General features: G+C 63.9%; 13 protein-coding genes and 1 tRNA gene. 4 read left to right on the top strand and 10 right to left on the bottom strand.

Annotation, left to right across the window (positions count from 1 at the left end; translation table 11 throughout):
• Nucleotides 1–64: 64 nt before the first annotated feature.
• Genes P6U25_RS18385 through P6U25_RS18360 form a run of 6 tightly spaced genes read right to left on the bottom strand, consistent with a single transcriptional unit; the run spans nucleotide 65 to nucleotide 6,668 of the window.
• Nucleotides 65–871 carry an MBL fold metallo-hydrolase gene (locus P6U25_RS18385; RefSeq protein ID WP_407146171.1) on the bottom strand — a complete coding sequence of 269 codons (807 nt, stop codon included), beginning with the start codon at nucleotides 869–871 and terminating at the stop codon, nucleotides 65–67.
• Entirely contained in the window at nucleotides 868–1,659 is a 792-nt protein-coding gene (locus tag P6U25_RS18380) for a TatD family hydrolase (RefSeq protein WP_407146170.1), read from the bottom strand. Before P6U25_RS18380 ends, P6U25_RS18385 begins: the two co-directional genes overlap by 4 nt.
• A 15-nt stretch (nucleotides 1,660–1,674) precedes the next feature.
• Entirely contained in the window at nucleotides 1,675–3,636 is a 1,962-nt protein-coding gene (metG, locus tag P6U25_RS18375; RefSeq protein ID WP_407146169.1) for a methionine--tRNA ligase, read from the bottom strand.
• A 56-nt stretch (nucleotides 3,637–3,692) separates the two neighbouring features.
• Nucleotides 3,693–4,733 (bottom strand): DNA polymerase III subunit delta', encoded by a 1,041-nt coding sequence (locus P6U25_RS18370; RefSeq protein ID WP_407146168.1) that lies wholly within the window; start codon nucleotides 4,731–4,733, stop codon nucleotides 3,693–3,695.
• On the bottom strand, nucleotides 4,730–5,416 hold the full coding sequence (tmk, locus tag P6U25_RS18365) for a dTMP kinase (RefSeq protein ID WP_407146167.1): 687 nt from the start codon (nucleotides 5,414–5,416) through the stop codon (nucleotides 4,730–4,732). Before tmk ends, P6U25_RS18370 begins: the two co-directional genes overlap by 4 nt.
• Nucleotide 5,417: 1 nt before the next feature.
• Nucleotides 5,418–6,668 (bottom strand): D-alanyl-D-alanine carboxypeptidase family protein, encoded by a 1,251-nt coding sequence (locus P6U25_RS18360; protein WP_407146166.1) that lies wholly within the window; start codon nucleotides 6,666–6,668, stop codon nucleotides 5,418–5,420.
• A gap of 162 nt (nucleotides 6,669–6,830) precedes the next feature.
• Here P6U25_RS18360 and P6U25_RS18355 point away from each other — a divergent pair, with 162 nt between their 5' ends.
• The gene (locus P6U25_RS18355) at nucleotides 6,831–7,766 is read left to right on the top strand and encodes an alpha/beta fold hydrolase (RefSeq protein WP_407146165.1); all 936 of its coding nucleotides are present in this window, start codon (nucleotides 6,831–6,833) and stop codon (nucleotides 7,764–7,766) included.
• Nucleotides 7,767–7,784: 18 nt separating this feature from the next.
• Here P6U25_RS18355 and P6U25_RS18350 read toward each other — a convergent pair whose 3' ends face one another.
• Entirely contained in the window at nucleotides 7,785–8,711 is a 927-nt protein-coding gene (locus tag P6U25_RS18350; RefSeq protein ID WP_407146164.1) for a septal ring lytic transglycosylase RlpA family protein, read from the bottom strand.
• A gap of 737 nt (nucleotides 8,712–9,448) precedes the next feature.
• Between P6U25_RS18350 and P6U25_RS18345 the strand changes: the two genes are divergently transcribed.
• A tRNA-Ser gene (locus tag P6U25_RS18345) sits at nucleotides 9,449–9,538 on the top strand.
• A gap of 171 nt (nucleotides 9,539–9,709) precedes the next feature.
• Nucleotides 9,710–9,877, top strand: coding sequence for a hypothetical protein (locus tag P6U25_RS18340; RefSeq protein WP_407146163.1), 168 nt, complete (start codon nucleotides 9,710–9,712; stop codon nucleotides 9,875–9,877).
• Nucleotides 9,878–9,890: 13 nt separating this feature from the next.
• Here P6U25_RS18340 and P6U25_RS18335 read toward each other — a convergent pair whose 3' ends face one another.
• Nucleotides 9,891–10,343: an aminoglycoside phosphotransferase family protein gene (locus tag P6U25_RS18335; protein ID WP_407146162.1), complete on the bottom strand. Its 453-nt coding sequence runs from the start codon at nucleotides 10,341–10,343 to the stop codon at nucleotides 9,891–9,893.
• Between the two features lie 199 nt (nucleotides 10,344–10,542).
• On the opposite strand from P6U25_RS18335, the gene P6U25_RS18330 reads away from it, so the two are divergent.
• Nucleotides 10,543–10,800, top strand: coding sequence for a hypothetical protein (locus tag P6U25_RS18330; RefSeq protein ID WP_407146161.1), 258 nt, complete (start codon nucleotides 10,543–10,545; stop codon nucleotides 10,798–10,800).
• A 112-nt stretch (nucleotides 10,801–10,912) separates the two neighbouring features.
• On the opposite strand, the gene P6U25_RS18325 is transcribed toward P6U25_RS18330, so the two are convergent.
• Together P6U25_RS18325 and P6U25_RS18320 are read right to left on the bottom strand one after the other, a co-directional pair.
• Nucleotides 10,913–12,430: an HWE histidine kinase domain-containing protein gene (locus P6U25_RS18325; protein ID WP_407152552.1), complete on the bottom strand. Its 1,518-nt coding sequence runs from the start codon at nucleotides 12,428–12,430 to the stop codon at nucleotides 10,913–10,915.
• 16 nt (nucleotides 12,431–12,446) lie between these two features.
• Nucleotides 12,447–18,728 (bottom strand): HAMP domain-containing protein, encoded by a 6,282-nt coding sequence (locus P6U25_RS18320; protein ID WP_407146160.1) that lies wholly within the window; start codon nucleotides 18,726–18,728, stop codon nucleotides 12,447–12,449.
• Nucleotides 18,729–18,807 lie beyond the last annotated feature (79 nt).

Genomic DNA, 18,807 nt, shown 5'->3' with positions numbered 1-18,807 from the left:
TCGCTTCAGCGCAAAATTGCTTCTGCAATTTGGTCGCGAGCTCCTCGCAATGACGCCTGAGCGATCAGCCTGCCCTTTGCAGCTCCAACCGCATGCCGTCATAGGCCGGGATCACGTTGGACGGCAGCGACTGCCGCAGCACCTCGTAGTCGAGGTCGGAATGCATGTTGGTGATGACGGCGCGTTTCGGCTTGAAGCGCTCGATCCACGACAACGCGTCACTGACACTGAAGTGGCTGGGATGGGGTGCATAGCGCAAGCCATCCACGATCCAGAGGTCGAGGTTTTGCAGCGCCGGCCAGCTCTCCTCGGGAATGTCGTGGAGATCGGGCGTGTAGGCGGCATTGGCGACACGAAACCCGAGCGCGGGAATCTTGCCATGGTGCACCAGGAAGGCGTCGAGCTTCACCGGGCCGCCCTTTCCTTCGGTGGTATGACTTTCGCCGGCCTCGATCGCATGGCGCGTCAGGATCGGCGGATAATCGCTGCCTTCCGGGGAGATGAAGCAGTACGAGAACCGCGCCATCATATCCTTGGCGGTCGACTGGTTGAAATAGACCGGAATGCGCCGGCGCTGGTGCAGCACGACGGAGCGGAGATCATCGATCCCGTGCGTCTGGTCGGCGTGCTCATGCGTCAAGAACACCGCGTCGATATGGTCGACATTGGCGTCGATCAATTGTTCGCGGAGGTCGGGCGACGTGTCGACCACGATCCGCGTGATGCCGTGCGCCCCCTTGCGTTCGACCAGCAGTGAGCAGCGGCGACGGCGGTTTCTCGGATTGCTGGGATCGCACGCGCCCCAACCCAACGCGGGCCGCGGCACGCCGGCCGAAGAGCCGCAGCCGAGGATCGTCAACGTCACGGTCATGCGGTCTCCTTCGGGGCCGGCACCTTGGAAAACAGTCGAAAGAAATTTTCGGTGGTCTGTCGCGAAATCTCCTCGAGCGAAACGCCGCGCGTCTCCGCCAGCACTTTCGCGACCTCGACGACATAAGACGGTTCGTTGCGCTTGCCGCGGAATTTGCCGGGCGCGAGATAGGGCGCGTCGGTCTCCACCATGATGCGGTCGGCCGGCAGTTCGGCGGCCAAGGCACGCAGCGCGTCCGATTTCTTGAAGGTCAGGATGCCCGTGAACGAGATCGACAGCCCAAGGGCGATCGCCTTCATCGCGAGCTCGCGCCCGCCGGTATAGCAGTGCAGGACGGCCTTGAACGGCCCCTTCGCTACTTCATCCTCGAGGATGCGGCCGCAATCTTCGTCGGCCTCGCGGGTGTGGATGACGAGCGGCAGGCCCGTCGCGCGCGCCGCGGCAATATGAGCGCGGAAGCCGCGCTCCTGCGCCTCACGCGAACCGTGCTCGTAGAAGTAATCGAGCCCGGCCTCGCCGAGCGCTACGACCTTCGGATGCCTGGTGAGCTCGACGAGCTCGCTTGCAGAAATGCCGTCTTCTTCATCGGCATGATGCGGATGCGTGCCGACCGAGCAGTAGACGTCGGGAAAGCGCTCGGCGATCGCCAATAGCCCGCCGAGCCGCCTCAACCGGGTCGAGATCGTGACCACGCGGCCGATGCCGGCCGCCTCGGCGCGACCGACGATCGCGTCGAGGTCATCGGCGAAATCGGGAAAATCCAGGTGGCAGTGACTGTCGACGAGCATGACGCTGCGAACCGCTCACTCAGTCTTCGGTTCCACGTAGCGCGGAAACACGCCGACTGGCGCCGGCAGGATCGTACCCGGCTTGATCCGCTCGGCCAGCGCCGCAAAGCTGCGGGCATCCGCAGCGATGCCGAGACTGTCGAGCATCTTCGCACAGGACGCTGGCATCACGGCCTGCGCCATGATCGCGATCTGACGCACGACTTCGGCGGTGACGTAAAGCACCGTCTTCTGTCTGACAGGATCCGTCTTCGCCAGCGCCCACGGCGCCTCACCGGCAAAATAGCGGTTGGCTTCGGCAACCACCGCCCAGACCGTGTTGAGCCATTGATGGATCTGCTGCGTTGCCATGGCGGTCCGCGACGCCTCCAACATGGCGTCGGCCTGCGTCAGGATCGCCTTGTCATTCTCGCTGAACGCGCCGGGCTCCGGCAGCACGCCGCCGAGCTGCTTGGCGATCATCGAGAGTGACCGCTGCGCCAGGTTGCCGAAGTCGTTGGCAAGGTCGGCATTGATGCGCGCCACGATGGCCTCGTGGTTGTAGTTGCCGTCCTGGCCGAACGGCACTTCGCGCAGGAAGAAATAGCGCACTTGGTCGACGCCATATTGCTCGGCAAGATTGAAGGGGTCGACCACGTTGCCGACCGACTTCGACATCTTCTCGCCTCGGCTGAACAGGAAGCCGTGCGCGTAGACGCGCTTCTGCAAGGGTATGCCCGCGGACATCAAGAAGGCCGGCCAGTAGACGGCATGGAAGCGGATGATGTCCTTGCCGATGACGTGCACGTCGGCCGGCCAATAGCGCCAGTGCGCATCCGCTTCATCGGGATAGCCGACGCCGGTGATGTAGTTGGTGAGCGCATCGACCCAGACATACATCACGTGCTCGGGATCATCGGGGACCTTGACACCCCAGTCGAAGGTGGTGCGTGAGATCGAAAGGTCCTTCAGCCCGCCCCGCACGAAGCTCATCACCTCGTTGCGCCGCGAGTCCGGGCCGATGAAATCGGGCTGGTTCTCATAGAGCTGCAGCAGCTTGTCCTGATAGGCCGAGAGGCGGAAGAAATAGCTCTTCTCCTCGACCCATTCGACCGGTGTGCCCTGCGGGCCGCGGCGGACATTGTCCTCGCCGACCACAGTCTCCTCCTCGGCGTAATAGGCCTCGTCGCGCACCGAATACCAGCCGGCATAGGTGTCGATATAGATGTCGCCACTCTCCTGCATGCGACGCCAGATCGCCTGCACCGACTTGTGGTGCGCGGGTTCGGAGGTGCGGATGAAGCGGTCGAACGAGACGTTAAGCCGCTCGTCCATTTCCTTGAAGCGGGAGGCGTTCCGGGTCGCGAGGTCGAATGGCGTCATCCCCTCATTCTGCGCCGTCTGGATCATCTTCAGGCCGTGCTCATCGGTGCCGGTGAGGAAGAACACGTCCTTGCCGTCGAGCCGTTGGAAGCGCGCCAGCGCGTCGGTCGCGATCGCCTCATAGGCGTGACCGATATGCGGCTGGCCGTTCGGATACGCGATCGCCGTTGTGATGTAGTAGATGTTGCCGCGGTCGGCGGCCGGTGCCGACGCGGGAGCGGACACGGGAGCAACGGCCGGCCGCTTGGGTTGCTTCGGCACTGGCCCTGCCTTTGGTGTCTTCCCGGGCGCGGGAGCGTTCGACGTGGCAGGCTTTGCAGGCGTCGGCGCGGCGCCCTTTGCAGTCTGCCGCTTCGGCGCCGCCTTCGCGGCCTTTCTCACGGCTTTTTTGGCGACCTTCTTGGCAGCGTTCCTGACCGCCTTTTTGCCCCCCTTCTTCGCGCCCCACTTCTTGACGACTTTCTTGGTCGCTTTCTTAGCCTTCTTCCCGACGCGCCCGCTCTTCTTGGCGGCGCGCGACTTTGCCGCGCCCTGCTTCCTGGCGGCACGGGCGGGCGAAGCCGTCTTCGTCTTCTTCGCGTTCTTCTTGGACGATTTCTTCTTTGCGGTCGCCACCACGGAATCCTTTGTCAGTCGAAGCAAATTGTCGGGAGTGTTGTCAGACGAAGCGTCTATCGGGTTGCGTCCGCAAGCATCGAAAACACCGAGAAAACCAGCGGCTTGCGCTCCAGATTATAGGCCTCGGTGTCGCGCGCAGCGCGGACGATCTTTTCCCATACCTCCGCGAGCCGTGCAAGGCGCGGCAGATTGGCATTGGCATCGCCGGTTCGCATGCGCTCGCTCATCCAACGATCGATCCCGTCGATGAAGGCGGCGAGCGCGGCGCGGTCGCTTGTGCCGAGTGCCTCGCCAAGCGCATGCAATTCACGGGGATCAACCCTGGGAAGCGTCGCCAGCAGCGCAGCCGTGCGCTGCTGTAGCTTGAGCGCGTCGCCGCCAAGCAGCGACAGCGCCCTCCCCACACTCCCCTCCGAGGCCGCGGAAGCCTCGACCAGGGCGGGATCGTCAGCGGCAATATCCGTTGCCGCCGCCGCGGCGCGCACAACGTCACCCGCATCGAGCGGCCGCAGCAGCAATTTGCGGCACCGGGACAGGATGGTCGGCAGCACCCGTGACGGCGCGTGGCTGACCAACAAGAACAGCGATTGCTGCGGCGGCTCCTCGAGGACCTTGAGCAGCGCGTTCGCGGCGTTGGGATTAAGCTCATCGACAGTGTCGACGATGCAGACGCGCCAGCCATCGACCGCGGCGGTCGATCCGAAGAACGAAATCGTCTCGCGCGTCTCGTCGACCGTGATCACCGTCCGCATCACGCCGCGGTCATTGAGGCCCCGCTCCAGCACCAGGAGTCCACCATGCGCGCCGGCGGTGACCTGGCGAGCCACCGGGTCCGCCGGATCGAGGCGCAGCGACGGCGCCTGCTGCACCTGGGAGGCCGTCGGATTGCGGAACGCCAGGACGAACCGTGCCATGCGGTAGGCCAGCGTCGCCTTACCGATGCCCTGCGCGCCGCCGATCATCCAGGCGTGCGGAATCCGTCCGCTGCGATAGGCGGCGAGCAATGCGGTCTCGGCCTCGCGATGCCCGAACAAGTCGGACGTCTCGCGCGGATGCCGGACCGCGATCTCCTGCTCGGTCTTGCGCGCGCTCATGCGGGACCGGCTGCCGTCGCCGCCGCGAACAAACGCTCGCGCAGTGCGGTCCATATCTTGGCCGCGACCGTATCAGGATCGCCCGTGGCATCGATCAAGACGCAGCGCTGCGGATCCTCCGCTGCGATCTTCCGGTACCCCTCACGCAGATTTTCGTGGAACTGAACATCCTCGGCTTCGAAACGATCAGCCACGGCGTTTCCGCGGCGAGCGGCGGCGCGTTGCAGGCCGATCTCGACCGGCACGTCCAGGATGAAGGTCAGATCGGGCTTGAGATCGCCGATCGTGACACGCTGCATGGCGTTGACGAGGCCGGGCAGCACCTGCCCAAGCTGGCCCTGATAGACGCGCGTTGAATCGAAGAAGCGGTCGCACAGCACCCAGACGCCCTGGTTCAGCGCCGGCAGGATCACTGTGCGGACATGGTCGTCGCGAGCGGCGGCGAACAGCAGCGTCTCGGCATCCGGCCCAAGCAGCTTGCCCATCCCCGACAGCACGAGGTGGCGGATGATCTCTGCCCCCGGCGAGCCACCGGGCTCCCGGGTGACGATGGCGCGCAGCTTGGCGCCATCGAGCCGTTCGGCGAGCCTGCGGATCTGCGTCGATTTTCCGGATCCTTCACCGCCCTCAAAGGTGATGAAGCGACCGCGCAAGCTGGGCCGTTTGAGCGCGACTTCAACCATGTCAGAGCTTCTCGACGCCGGCGCGGAACATGCCGATGACGAGCTCCTGGGCGCCATCGAGCGCACGGCGCATGGTCGATCCCGTGCCAACCGCATCCGCGGCAAAGAGCGGTGCTTCCATCGCGACATTGCCGCCACGCCACACTCTGACGACACCGATCTTCTGGCCGGCTTCGATCGGCGCCTTGACCGGACCGCTATAGACGATGCGGGCCATCAGCTTGTCGTTGCCGTTCTTCGACACCATCACCTTGATCGGATCGGGGCTGGTGAGCTTGACCGATCGGGTGGCGCCGCCGAACACTCGCGCGTAACCGACAGTCTGGTTGGCCGCGATCAATGTCCGCGTCTCGAAGTTACGGAAACCCCATTCGAGCATCTTCTTGGCTTCGGTGGCGCGGTCTTCCGAATCCTCAAGACCGTTCACCACCACGATCAGCCGGGTGTCGTTCTGCACCGCCGATCCGACCATGCCGTAGCCGCCTTCCTTGGTGTAGCCGGTCTTCAGACCGTCCGCACCGGGCAACGCGTTGAGCAGCGGATTGCGGTTCTGCTGGCGGATCTTGTTCCAGGTGAACTCCTTTTCGCCGAACAACTTGTACCTGTCGGGATAGGTCAGGATGATGTGGCGCGCCAGCATCGCGAGCTCCCGCACCGTCATCTTGTTGCCGGGGTCGGGCAACCCGTTGGAATTGGCGAAGGTCGACTTGGTCATGCCGAGCTCGCGCGCCCGCTTGGTCATGAAGTCGGCGGCGAAGATGTGCTCGTTGCCGGCAATGCCTTCGGCCAGCGCGATACAGGCGTCGTTGCCGCTCTGGATGATCGCCCCGTGCAGGAGGTCGTCGACGGAGACCTTGCTGTTGATCGCGGCGAACATCGTGGAGGTGCCCGACGGCGCTCCACCATGCCGCCAGGCGTATTCGCTGATCCGGTACTCGTCGGTGAGCTTGATATCCCCCTTCTCGAGGGCGTTGAACACCACCTCGGCGGTCATCAACTTCATCATGCTGGACGGCGCGCGCAGTTCGTCGGCGTTCTTTTCAAACAGGACGCTGCCGCTGGAGGCCTCGATCAGGATCGCGGTCGGCGCATCGCCATCGAAACCGCCTTCCTCCTTCTTGGCGCCCTGCACGCTGTTGTTGGCGGCATAGACCACCCCACCGCAGCCGATGCCGAGCACGACGAGCGCGGCAACCAGGGCGCGCCAGCCTCGAGCGGCGAAGGTGCGGGGAACTGCGGTCTCGGTTGCCATCGGCGATATCCTGAAAGACTGCGTTCTAACAATTGGAAGTACCGCAAACAACTGAGGTTTTCGCGCCTGTGCACGGTCGGCCGGATTGCCGCTCGCGGTGAACCTGCCTATCGTTGGAACCAGTTCACCGCACCCACAACCGGCAAACGAGGCGGAAACGCGATGCAGTCCTCCCACATCATTTCCGCCAACGGTATCGACATGTTTGTGCGCGAAGCGGGACAAGGTCCGCTCGTCGTGCTCTGCCACGGCTGGCCGGAACTGTCCTACTCCTGGCGGCACCAGATCGAGGCTCTGGCTGCTGCCGGCTTCCGGGTCGCCGCCCCTGACATGCGCGGCTTCGGCCGGACCAGCGCGCCGGCCGATATCGATGCCTATACGATCTTCGATACCGTTGGCGACATGGTCGCACTGGTTGCCGCCCTCGGCGAGAAGCAGGCCATGATCATCGGCCACGACTGGGGTGCACCGGTGGCCTGGCATGCGGCATTGTTTCGGCCGGACATCTTCAGCAAAGTCGCCGGCCTCAGCGTCCCGCCCCCGTTCCGAGGGCGGGGCCGACCACTCGAGACTCTGTGCCAGAGCGGCATCACAAACTTCTATTGGCAGTACTTCCAGCCGCCCGGCGTGGCAGAGGCCGAATTCGAGCGCGACATCGCCCACACCATGCGCCAGATCCTCGGGCGCGGCGTGTCCGACCCCGATTCGATGTTCGTCGACGAGGCCAAGGGATTCCTGGGCAAGCTGCCGTCCGGGAAGCCGCTGCCGAATTGGCTCACCGAGGCCGACATCGCGGAATTCGCGGCCAGCTACGCTGTCTCTGGCTTCCGCGGCGGGCTGAACTGGTACCGCAATCTCGACCGCAACTGGGAACTGACCGCGCCCTGGCAGGATGCGCAGATCCGTCAGCCGTCGCTGTTCATTGCCGGCTCGAACGATTCGGTGATCACCGGGCTGATCGGCGCCAAACGGGTCGCCGACATGGAGCGCGTGCTGCCGAACCTGAAGCAGAAGCTCATTATCGAGGGGGCCGGTCACTGGATCCAGCAGGAGCGGCCCGACGAAGTCAATCAGGCGCTGATTGCGTTTCTCAGATAATCCGGCGAAGTGCTTGATTCAGTAGAGACCGCGCCCGCTCAGCACTTCGGCCGGGCCGCGCGCGTCGATCGGCACATAGGACGGTGCCGGGCTCGCGGCATAGCGGGCATCGGCCTCATAGGACACTTCCCGCGGATTGTTCAGAGTGCGGCCGCGCGAGCGGCTCGAGCCTGAGATTTCAGAGGTGGCGCTGGTCGACGCGTAGTCGGCCGAGGTGTTGCCGAGGCTGTAGGGTCGCCCTTCCGGCAGCGGGACATCGCCGCGGACGCGGCCGGCCGAGGACGACATGTCAGGCACGAACGACCGTGCCGAAGCGACCCGCACCAGCGACGGTGCCGGGGCTGGCGTTCCCGTGCGCAAGGTCGCGATCAGTTGCCGGTCATCCGACCCTTCGAGCGGCGCGCGGCCGACATATTCAACGCGGACACGAGCCGTGCCGTTTCCTTTGAATTCAAGGAGTTCGGCGGCCTTGTTCGAGACGTCTATGAGGCGATTGCCGTGATATGGGCCCCGGTCATTGACGCGAACGATGAGCGATCTGCCGTTGCTCAGATTGGTGACGCGGGCGTAGCACGGCATCGGCAGGGTTGGATGCGCCGCCGTCAGCGACGCCATATCGAATACCTCGCCATTGGCGGTCAGGCGGCCATGGAAGTCATCGCCATACCAGGACGCGATGCCCTCGGCGCGGTAGTTGACATTCTCCTCGGGCACATAGGTGCGGCCGGCGACGACATAGGGCTTGCCGACGCGGTAGGTGCCGCCGCCTTTCGGCACGGGCTCACCGAACGCCACGACACGCGGGCTCGATGATACGCCGTATCTGGGATCAATGCGGCTTGCGAATTTGTTCGACGCCGCGCAGTTGGCAAGGACGAGGCACGCTGCCACCGCAACAGCGCTGCGCGCCGTCCGGACAATCGAATCTGGCCGTGTGATCCCCATCTGCCCCAAGTACCATTTTGCCGGACCCGCACCTACTGCGAGAGGTCGGAGTCCCCATTGTCACGATGCGGCCCACCTCCGCACCGGATGGTGAAGATATCGCAACCGGAACAAGGCGGAAATGGGGAGAGCCACCCTGTGGTGAACGATTGGTTGTGCGCCCATCCGTGGATCTACGGAGCTGCGGATGAGCCCAACACGCTCGGCTGTCCCGGTATCAGACACACTGTTGCAGCAAATCATCAGTCCGGTCCGATCTTCGATTCCAACAATTGAATCTTTTTGACTGTGCAAGGTTGCAATCGTTCTCTCTCGCGTGTGGGGCGCAAAGGAAGTTTGCGATGATCGAGACGGTTACGGCGGTTATGGCCTTGGTGAGTGCAGCGATCTTCTTGGCTCATGCCGTGGAAGGCTATCGGTATCGGGCCTGATGGTCCGTTGGAGCGGAAAGACGCATCACCTCTTTCCAGGAGCGACGGTTCGGAAAGCTTTAATCAATTCGGATGAGCATCGGGTCACAGGCAGGTGTATCATGCGTAATCACGATTTGGTCTCCGACGGGTTTCTGACGCTGACTGCGGCAAGCCTAGTCTTGCTGTGCTCGAGCCTGCTGGCTTTCGCGCTGAACTGAAGCATCAAGCCCATCAACCATTCGGCGCCCAAGCGCATTTCCTAGGGGCTGCCCTAACCCCTTTCCCGACCCGCATCACTTTGCTATGCCGCTCGCATCCGCGAATGGAAGGGTGGCCGAGTGGTTTAAGGCACCGGTCTTGAAAACCGGCGTGCCCGCAAGGGTACCGTGGGTTCGAATCCCACCCCTTCCGCCATATCCCATCCTACGTGATTCCAACGCGTACAACGCATGTCGTCGCAGCGCGTTTGCCGCCATTGGCCCGCGGATGGCTCGACCGTCCGGAGATGAATGCAGGCGCCAGCGAGCGCGTGCAACCTGACGTTAACCCTTCCTGCCACAGCATTCGGTGGTGGAGGTTTGGCCCATGCAGACATTCCGGATTTCGCTGAGCGATGGGACGCGGCAATTCCACACGGTGATCCAGGCACCGGATCCCGCCTCCGCGCGTATCAAGACTGCCTACTTCTTCGACATATCGACATGGCGCATTTTGAGCGTGTCGCTGACTGGAACGAGTGCCGTCGCAGCGTAGTCGCGGCTCGCCCTTAGGCCATCCGGTCGAGCTCGGCTGCGGCGAGCTTTGCGATTTGCGGGGCGATCTCGGCGAGCGGATCGCCGTCTCCCAGAAACCGGGCCGGCGACAGGCCGGTCCAAGCGACAATCCAGGACAACAGGCGGCGAGCTCCAGCTCGCGAAACCAGTGCACGAGCGGCGTCACATCCGACCTGCCGTCCAGTTCGCGCCATCTCGCTGAGGGACGCCGGTCCGGTCGCCCGCTCCATCAACAGCGCGTCGCTGCCGCGGGCAAGGAGGCGTGCTGCGCCCTCTCCTCCCCACCACTCCATCACCGCGGCCCCGAGCCGTTCGTCCCTTTCCGTCGTGAGCTTGAGCATCGCGGGTTCGCCCCGCAACCTCACGGGCAGCAGCCGCGCCGCGGGGGTCATCATGGGGCTGCCGTCCGGGACGAGGCTCCATTCTGAGAGGTAGGGCTCGAACATTCGGTGGCTGAGCTGAATGGGTTTGGCCTCACCTGCCGTTCTAGTCATGGCCTTGGTGCTTGGCCATAGCGGGTTCCCTGCGGCTTCTCGCGGCAGCATCGCTCGAACCACAATTCCCGCAGGCCGGACCATGTTGGCTGATGACAGCCCCCACCCGCCTTGCGTTAGAATGTCGCGCCGGTGCACGGGAGGTGTGGCGATGCCGCGGAAAGGAATTACCGGACACGACGATTGGGTGGTTACCGAGGCCCTGGCCACAGCGCTTGTCGCGCTCGAGCAGCTTCCGTCCAAGCATCAGCCGCGTGCACATATGGAGGACGTTCGGAAGCTTCTGACCGCCAAGTGTGAACCTGGTGCCGTTACCCTGCACCTCGCGCAGGCCAAGTGCAGGCTATTTCCTGACACCGATCCGCTGACCATCTACGAGCAATTCGGTCTCAAGGACGGACAAGGCTAGCCGCCGAGCGCGCCGCTATGCGTGCGTGCTCTAACGCGCCGCTGCCCTCGTCCGACGCACGCCGCTATCGCGCCCGCTACCGACGTCCAGTTGAAGGTACGGGCACCTCACCTCACAATCGCACGGATATTGTTTGTCCGACCTGTGACTGGACGGCTGGTTTGCGATCCTGGTCCGACATTTCGCGGAAAGCCTGGGATTCCGGCGAGAAGACCGATCGCAGTGGAACGGTCAGGCGACAAATGAGCCCCTCTGCCCGCCAGTCGAAATCGGCCCGGCCGCCGAGCTGGGTCTCGATACTGGCGATCACGCTGCGGGTTCCGAACCCCTTCTGCTTCGGTTTGGTCACCTTGGGGCCGCCGGATTCCACCCACGCCAGGATCAGCGTGTCGTCCTGTACTTCCCAGGTGATCGCGAGCCGGCCCAACAATACAGACAGGCTGCCATACTTGGCGGAATTGGTGACGAGTTCGTGCAATGCCAGCGCCAGCGTTTGCGCCGTCGCAGGCTGCAACTGCACCTCGCCGCCCTCGATCTGGATCTGCCCGGCTTCGGAATAGGGCGCGATCTCCTCAGTCACCAGCCGCCGGATCTCCGCTCCTTGCCAGCTCGACAGCGACAGCACCGTGTGAACCCGCGCGAGTGCGGTGATGCGTCCCTCAACCGCCCGCACGTAGGCGCTCACATTCTGCGCGCGCGTCAGCCGGACGATCGATTGCGCCAGCGCCAGCGCATTCTTGGCGCGGTGATCGACCTCACGCGTCAGCAGACTCTGACGCTCCTCGGCACGCTTGCGGTCGGTGATGTCGACCGTAACTCCGCTGACCCGTACCACGCGACCATGCCGATCGCTGGTGGCCGCTGCGGTGCCGACGCACCAGCGGACTTCGCCGTCCGGCCGCAGGACACGAAATTCGGCTTCATATGAGGTTTGCCCCTTGCCGAAGCCTTCCCACGCTTGCCGAAGTTCGTCGACGTCCTCGGGGTGAAACAGTCCCTGGATATTCTCCGAGGTGAGCTCAAAGGATTTCGGATCGACGCCGAAGATCTTGTACTGGCCCTCATCCCACATCCAGTCGCCGTTGACCCAATCCCAGTCCCACGACCCCATCTTGCCCGCGGCAATCGCCATGCTGCGGCGTTGCTCGCTTTCGACCAGCCGCGCGGTCGATTGCTCGAGCTCGGCGGTCCGCGCGCGCACCCGGTCCTCGAGCTCAGCATTGAGCCGCTCAAGCTGCCGCGTCTTACGGTAGAGCTCGGCGAACACGCGGATCTTTGCGCGCAACACCTCCGGTACGACAGGCACCGGCACGTAGTCGACGGCGCCCATTTCGTAGCCGCGGAGCCGGTCGAAATCGCTGACCTGGATAGCCGAGATGAAGATCATCGCCGTCTTCTGGAAGCGCGGATGATCGCGGATCATCGCTGCGAGCTCGAAGCCGTCGAGCTCGGGCATGCAGACGTCGACAAGGATGACCGCGACCTCGTTCTTGAGCAGGAATTCAAGCGCCTCGCGGCCCGACGATACCGCAACCAGATTCTCGCCAAGCTCCTTCAGAATGACCTCGTAGGCCAGCAGCTTCGCCGGCTGATCATCGACCAGAAGAATGTTTACCTTTTCTTGGTCCATCATTTTCGAGCGCCGATCAGCGGTGCAGCCACATGCGGATCGCGAGCAGCAGTTGTTCGGTATTGACGGGCTTTGCCAGATAGTCGGACGCGCCTGCCTCCAGGCATTTCTCGCGGTCGCCCTTCATCGCCTTCGCCGTCAGCGCTATGATCGGCAGCCGCGCGAAGGCGGAGTTTTGTCTGATCGCACCGATGGTCTGGTAACCGTCCATCTGCGGCATCATGATGTCCATGAGCACGATCGCGATCTTCGGATTCGACTCGACCAGCGAGATTGCCTCGTGACCTGTTGTCGCAGTCAGCACTTTCATACCGCGCCGCTCAAGCACGCTGGAAAGGGCGAAGATGTTGCGGGCGTCATCGTCGACCAGCAGCGCCGTCTTGCCAATAAGATCCTCATCGGAGCTATTGAGCTTTTCGAGCATCTTCTGTTTAGCCGCGGGCAATTCCGTGATCACACGGTGCAGGAACAGTGACGTTTCATCGAGCAGACGTTCAGGCGATTCCACGCCCTTGACGACGATGCTTCGCGCCATCGTGTGAAGTTCCGCGTCCTCCTCGGCTGACAGTTCCCGTCCCGTGAACACCACGACCGGAACGTTCGAAAGCCTGTCGTCCTTGCGGATCTGGTCGAGCACCTCAAAACCGCTCATGTCGGGCAGGCGCAGGTCGAGCACGACGCAGTCACACGGATTCTCCCGCAACGTCGACAACGCCCCTGCTCCAGTTTCGCTGGTCACGATCTCGATGTCTTCGTGCCCGAGCAATTCCCTGATGCTGAGCTGTTCCGCAGCGTTGTCTTCGACGATCAGCAAGCGCTTGCGCCGCGGCTTGGCGTATTCCTTGATCTGAGAGAGCGCCGCGCTGACGCCTTCGGTGGTGGTCGGCTTGTTGACGAATGAGAAGGCCCCGCGGGCCAGCGCATGCTGCCGATCCTCATCGAGGGTGATGATCTGCACCGGAATGTGCCGGGTCAGCGGATTGTGCTTGAGCTGGCTCAGCACGGTCCAGCCGAGCATGTCCGGCAGGAACACGTCGAGCGAGACGGCGGCCGGCTGATACTGCTTGGCAAGGTCGAGCGCCTCGGCGCCGCGGCTCGCCACCAGAACCTTGAAGCCCTTGTCCCGGGCCAGGTCGATCAGCACCCGTGCATAGTGCGGGTCGTCCTCGACGATCAGAAGGATCGTATCGCCGGCTTCGAGATTGAGCCGATCGTCCGGCAGCGGCTCGATCGCGCGCTCCTGCGCAGACGAGGCCTGCAGCGACGGTGCCGGCGCGGATGGCATCAGCGCGGCCTGTGCCTGCGGTCGAAGCGCTATGCTCGGCCCCGAATATTTCAGCGGCAGATAGAGCGTGAAAGTCGAGCCCTTGCCCGGCGCGCTGCGCAAATGAATCTCGCCGCCGAGCAGGCTTGCGAGCTCGCGGCTGATGGCGAGGCCAAGGCCGGTGCCGCCGTATTTGCGGCTGGTGCCCGCATCGGCCTGCTGGAATGCTTCGAAGATCAACTTCTGCTTGTCCTGGGGAATGCCGATTCCCGTATCGGACACCTCGAACGCGACCACCGCGGGCGCCGTATTCAGGATCGGATGTTCGGCGCTCCAACCGCCGAGAGCGGCCGACACGGTCAGGCTCACCCCGCCTTCCGCGGTGAACTTGAACGCGTTCGAGAGCAGGTTCTTGAGCACCTGCTGCAACCGCTTGGAGTCAGTCACCATGCTGCGCGCAAGGTTGCTGTCGACGTCGATGCTGAAGGTGAGATGCCGGTTCTCCGCCTCGTGCCGGAACGGCCGCCCGACAGTATCGAGCAGGCTCGACGTGAGAATTTCCTCGGCGTCGACGGTCACGGTGCCGGACTCGATCTTGGAGAGGTCGAGGATGTCGCTGATCAGGTTCAGCAGATCGGTGCCGGCACCATGAATGGTGCGGGCGAATTCGACCTGCTTGCCGGTCAGATTGCCGTCGGGGTTTTCGGTGAGTTGCTGGCCGAGGATCAGAATCGAGTTCAGGGGCGTTCGCAGCTCGTGCGACATGTTCGCAAGGAATTCGGACTTATACTTCGAGGTCAGCGACAGCTCCGTCGCCTTCTCTTCCAGCGCGCGCCGCGCCTGCTCGATCTCCTGGTTCTTGCGCTCGACGTCGACGTTGCGCTCGGCGAGTTGCTGAGCCTTCTGCTCGAGCTGATCGTTGGTCTGCTGCAACTCCCTCTGCTGGGTCTGAAGCTCGGCCGCGAGCTGCTGCGACTGCTTGAGCAGCGCCTCGGTCTGCATCGTCGCCTCGATACTGTTGAGCACGATGCCGATGCTGTCGGTCAATTGCTCGAGGAAGGTGATCTGCGATGTGGTGAAGGACGAGATCGAGGACAGCTCGATCACGGCCTTGACCTGGTTCTCGAACAGCACCGGGAATACGACCAGGTTCCGCGGCATGATCCGCATCAGGGCGGAATTGACCGGCACCGCGTCGCCGGGAATTTCCGACACAAGGCGCTGGCGCTTGTCGAGAGCGCATTGACCGATCAATCCCTCGCCGAACTGGATGATCTGCGGGTGCGGATTGCTGCTGTCGCTGGCGTAGGCCGACAGGAGGCGGAGCTGCGGGTTTTCGGGACTGTCGACCTGGTAGATCACGCCCATATGCGCATTGATCAGCGGTGCCAGCTCGGTCAGCAGCAGGCGACCGACGGTCGCGAGATCGCGCTGGCCCTGCAGCATGTTGGTGAAGCGCGCCAGGTTGGTCTTCAGCCAGTCCTGCTCGGTGTTGCGCTCCGTGGTCAGGCGGAGGTTGCCGATCATCGTGTTGATGTTGTCCTTCAGCTCGGCCACCTCGCCGCGCACATCGACCTGGATCGAACGGGTCAGGTCGCCCTTGGTCACGGCGGTCGCCACTTCCGCGATCGCGCGCACCTGGGATGTCAGATTGGCCGCGAGCAGGTTGACGTTGCCGGTCAGATCCTTCCAGGTCCCGGCCGCGCCGGGCACGTTGGCCTGACCACCCAGCCGTCCCTCGACGCCCACCTCGCGTGCCACGCTGGTGACCTGTTCGGCGAACGTCGCGAGCGTCTCCGTCATGTTGTTGATGGTGTCGGCAAGCGCGGCCACCTCACCCTTCGATTTCACCGTCAGGTTCTGTTTCAGGTCGCCGTCGGCGACCGCGGTCACCACCTTGACGATGCCGCGGACCTGCTCCGTCAGGTTGGCCGCCATGACGTTGACGGTGTCGGTGAGGTCCTTCCAGGTACCGGCCACGCCGCGCACCTCGGCCTGGCCGCCGAGCTTGCCTTCGGTGCCGACCTCGCGCGCCACGCGCGTCACCTCGCCGGCAAAAGCGTTGAGCTGGTCCACCATCGTATTGATGGTGTTTTTCAGCTCGAGGATTTCGCCCTTCACGTCGACCGTGATCTTGCGCGACAGGTCACCGCGCGCAACCGCCGTGGTGACTTCGGCGATGTTGCGGACCTGGGTAGTCAGGTTCGCCGCCAACAGGTTGACGTTGTCGGTCAGATCCTTCCAGGTGCCGCCGACGCCAGGCACAACGGCCTGACCGCCGAGCCGCCCCTCGGTGCCGACCTCGCGCGCGACGCGCGTCACTTCGGCCGCGAATGAGCGTAGCTGTTCGACCATCGTGTTCAGGGTGTCCTTGAGCAGCAGGATCTCGCCGCGCACGTCCACGGTGATCTTCTTCGACAGGTCGCCGCCGGCGATCGCAGTCGCAACCTCCGCGATGTTGCGGACCTGCGCGGTCAGGTTCGACGCCATGAAGTTGACGTTGTCGGTGAGGTCCTTCCAGGTGCCGGCGACACCGGGCACCTCGGCCTGACCGCCGAGCTTGCCTTCGGTGCCGACTTCGCGGGCGACGCGCGTCACCTCTCCGGCGAATGCGTTGAGCTGGTCCACCATCGTGTTGATGGTGTTCTTCAGCTCGAGAATTTCACCCTTCACGTCGACCGTGATCTTGCGCGACAGGTCGCCGCGCGCAACCGCCGTGGTCACTTCAGCGATATTGCGGACCTGCGCGGTGAGATTGCCGGCCATCGAGTTGACGCTGTCGGTCAGATCCTTCCAGGTGCCGGCAACGCCTGGCACGTTGGCCTGGCCGCCCAGGCTGCCGTCGGTGCCGACCTCGCGCGCCACACGCGTCACCTCGCCGGCGAAGCGGTTGAGCTGGTCGACCATGGTGTTCAGCGTTTCCTTGAGCTGGAGGATCTCGCCGCGCACGTCGACCGTGATCTTGCGCGACAGGTCGCCGCCGGCGATCGCGGTCGCGACCTCCGCGATGTTGCGGACCTGTGCCGTCAGATTGCCGGCCATCGAATTGACGCTGTCGGTCAGGTCCTTCCAGGTGCCGGCGACGCCGGGCACCTCGGCCTGGCCGCCGAGCTTGCCGTCAGTGCCGACCTCGCGGGCGACGCGCGTCACCTCACCCGCAAACGCGTTGAGCTGATCGACCATCGTGTTGAGCGTTTCCTTAAGCTGCAGGATCTCGCCCGACACGTTCACGGTGATCTTCTTCGACAGGTTGCCCTTCGCCACCGCGGTCGCGACCTCCGCGATGTTGCGGACCTGGGCGGTCAGGTTCGACGCCATCGAGTTGACGCTATCGGTCAAATCCTTCCAGGTGCCGGCAACGCCTCGCACCTCGGCCTGACCGCCGAGCTTGCCTTCGGTGCCGACCTCGCGCGCCACGCGCGTCACTTCGCCGGCGAAGGCGTTGAGCTGGTCCACCATGGTGTTGATGGTGTCCTTCAGCTCGAGGATTTCGCCGCGGACGTCCACCGTGATCTTCTTGGACAGGTCGCCGCCGGCGACCGCGGTCGTCACCGCGGCGATGTTGCGGACCTGCGCGGTCAGGTTCGACGCCATCGAATTGACGCTCTCGGTCAGGTCCTTCCATGTGCCGGCCACGCCGCGCACCTCGGCCTGGCCACCTAGCTTACCTTCCGTGCCGACCTCGCGCGCGACGCGCGTCACCTCGGAGGCGAAGGCATTGAGCTGGTCGACCATCGTGTTGAGCGTTTCCTTTAGCTGAAGGATTTCACCCGACACGTTCACCGTGATCTTCTTCGAAAGATCGCCGCCCGCGATCGCGGTCGCGACATCGGCGATGTTGCGAACCTGCGCGGTCAGGTTCGACGCCATGAAGTTGACGTTGTCGGTCAAGTCCTTCCACGTGCCTGCGACGCCCGGCACCTGGGCCTGGCCACCGAGCTTGCCCTCGGTGCCGACCTCGCGCGCGACGCGCGTCACTTCGGAGGCGAAGGAGTTGAGCTGGTCCACCATCGTGTTGATGGTATCCTTGAGCTCCAGAATCTCGCCGCTGACGTCGACCGTGATCTTGCGCGAGAGGTCGCCGCGCGCCACCGCGGTGGTCACGTTGGCAATGTTACGCACCTGGGCGGTCAGGTTGCCGCACATCGCGTTGACGGAGTCGGTCAAGTCCTTCCAGGTGCCGGCGACACCGGGCACGATCGCCTGGCCGCCGAGCTTGCCGTCGGTGCCGACCTCGCGCGCCACCCGCGTCACTTCGGAAGCGAAGGAGCGGAGCTGATCGACCATCGTGTTGATGGCCTCCTTAAGCTGCAGGATTTCGCCACGGACGTCGACGGTGATCTTTTTGGACAGGTCGCCATTGGCAACCGCGATCGTCACTTCGGCGATGTTGCGGACCTGGCCGGTCAGATTGTTGGCCATCGAGTTGACGCTCTCGGTCAGGTCTTTCCAGACCCCGGTCACCTCCGGCACCTGGGCCTGGCCGCCGAGCTTGCCCTCGGTGCCGACCTCGCGCGCCACGCGGGTGACCTCGGAGGTAAACACCGAGAGCTGCTTGATCATCGTGTTGACGATGTTTGCCGACTGCAGAAATTCACCCCGCAGCGGCCTGCCCTCGACGTCGAGCTGTACCCTTTGCAGCAGATCGCCCTGCGCCACCGCGGCCACCGCACGCGTCACCTCCCGGGTCGGCCACAGCAGATCGTCGATCAGGCTGTTGACCGAGCCCTCCATGTCGGCCCAGGCGCCGCTGGCGAGCCCGAAATTGACGCGCTGGCGGGTCTGTCCCTCGCGGCCGACGACTTGACCGACGCGTGCGAGCTGCTGCGCCATCCGCTCGTTGGCGGCCGCAATTTCGTTAAAGGCGTCGGCGATCTTGCCCTCGATACCGAGATAATCGCCGCGCATCCGAACGGAAAAATCGCCGGCACGCATCGCCTGTAGCGACTGCAGCAGATCCTGCGACGACTCGATCTCTGATTTGGCGCGGCGACCTTCGGTACGGGGGCGCGAAGCGGAACCGAGGTCGGTCATGGAATTTCCCCTGCACGCTGGTTGCAAATTCGAAGATTCGCGCGGCCCAGCGGGACCATAAGAATGAGAGCCTGCAATC

Source organism: Bradyrhizobium sp. ORS 86, from assembly GCF_045571475.1.
In the GTDB taxonomy this organism is placed as follows: Bacteria; Pseudomonadota; Alphaproteobacteria; order Rhizobiales; family Xanthobacteraceae; genus Bradyrhizobium.
The sequence above is the reverse complement of the archived record's forward strand: the minus strand, read 5'-3'. Positions and strand labels throughout refer to the sequence as shown.

What these genes read in the sequence shown, in the direction of transcription:
- P6U25_RS18350 (WP_407146164.1), bottom strand. Translation starts at nt 8,711, where the DNA reads ATGGGGATCACACGGCCAGATTCGATTGTCCGGACGGCGCGCAGCGCT.
- tmk (WP_407146167.1), bottom strand. Translation starts at nt 5,416, where the DNA reads ATGGTTGAAGTCGCGCTCAAACGGCCCAGCTTGCGCGGTCGCTTCATC.
- P6U25_RS18335 (WP_407146162.1), bottom strand. Translation starts at nt 10,343, where the DNA reads ATGTTCGAGCCCTACCTCTCAGAATGGAGCCTCGTCCCGGACGGCAGC.
- P6U25_RS18340 (WP_407146163.1), top strand. Translation starts at nt 9,710, where the DNA reads ATGCAGACATTCCGGATTTCGCTGAGCGATGGGACGCGGCAATTCCAC.
- P6U25_RS18325 (WP_407152552.1), bottom strand. Translation starts at nt 12,430, where the DNA reads ATGGACCAAGAAAAGGTAAACATTCTTCTGGTCGATGATCAGCCGGCG.
- P6U25_RS18330 (WP_407146161.1), top strand. Translation starts at nt 10,543, where the DNA reads ATGCCGCGGAAAGGAATTACCGGACACGACGATTGGGTGGTTACCGAG.
- P6U25_RS18370 (WP_407146168.1), bottom strand. Translation starts at nt 4,733, where the DNA reads ATGAGCGCGCGCAAGACCGAGCAGGAGATCGCGGTCCGGCATCCGCGC.
- P6U25_RS18320 (WP_407146160.1), bottom strand. Translation starts at nt 18,728, where the DNA reads ATGACCGACCTCGGTTCCGCTTCGCGCCCCCGTACCGAAGGTCGCCGC.
- P6U25_RS18385 (WP_407146171.1), bottom strand. Translation starts at nt 871, where the DNA reads ATGACCGTGACGTTGACGATCCTCGGCTGCGGCTCTTCGGCCGGCGTG.
- P6U25_RS18360 (WP_407146166.1), bottom strand. Translation starts at nt 6,668, where the DNA reads ATGGCAACCGAGACCGCAGTTCCCCGCACCTTCGCCGCTCGAGGCTGG.
- P6U25_RS18355 (WP_407146165.1), top strand. Translation starts at nt 6,831, where the DNA reads ATGCAGTCCTCCCACATCATTTCCGCCAACGGTATCGACATGTTTGTG.
- P6U25_RS18380 (WP_407146170.1), bottom strand. Translation starts at nt 1,659, where the DNA reads ATGCTCGTCGACAGTCACTGCCACCTGGATTTTCCCGATTTCGCCGAT.